Here is a 620-nt window from a genome sequence, read left to right as displayed (position 1 = left end):
TCAGGCCGCGCTGCAGCTGGCCCTTGTCGTAATGGCCGAGCGGGCCGGCAAAGGTCCAGTGCTCATGCTTCGGATGCATGAGCGGATAGTGCGGCGTTGCGCCTTCGGCATGCTCTGCCGGCGCAGCCCCGTTCGGGGTGGCTTCCTCGGCGAGTGCCGCGCCGCTCAAACCAGCGACGACGGCCAGCGACAGGAGGCTGGTAACAAGCTTGTTCATGTGTCTCTTCCCTTCCTGTCGCACGCTCAGGCCTTGACCGGCTCGGCGGCCGCCACCTTGTTGCGCTTTTCCAGAACCGCTTCCGTAATCGAGTTGGGCAAGCGGCGCGGCGTCTCGACGAGGCCGAGAACCGGCATGATCACCAGGAAGAAGGCGAAGTAGAAGAGAGTGCCAAGCTGCGACATGATCACGTAGGTGCCTTCGGCAGGACGCGAGCCGAGCCAGCCGAGGACGATGGCATTGGCGACGAACAGCCAGAAGAACAGCTTGTACCAAGGGCGATAAGCCGCCGAACGCACCTTCGAGGTATCGAGCCAGGGCACGAAGAACAGCACGATGATGGCGCCGAACATGACGAGGACGCCGGCCAGCTTCGAGTCGATCGGTCCGATGTTGAAGGTGA

The 620-nt window shown here is 63.1% G+C and carries 2 pseudogenes; both read right to left on the bottom strand.

Features of this window, described 5'->3' with window-relative positions:
* Nucleotides 1-217: pseudogene (locus IB248_RS30915) on the bottom strand (cytochrome c1); the annotation flags it as partial.
* Between the two features lie 26 nt (nt 218-243).
* Nucleotides 244-620 (bottom strand): annotated as a pseudogene (locus IB248_RS30910) (cytochrome b); the annotation flags it as partial.

The organism is Rhizobium sp. RHZ01, from assembly GCF_014851595.1.
In the GTDB taxonomy this organism is placed as follows: domain Bacteria; phylum Pseudomonadota; class Alphaproteobacteria; order Rhizobiales; family Rhizobiaceae; genus Rhizobium; species Rhizobium altiplani.
The sequence above is the reverse complement of the archived record's forward strand: the minus strand, read 5'-3'. Positions and strand labels throughout refer to the sequence as shown.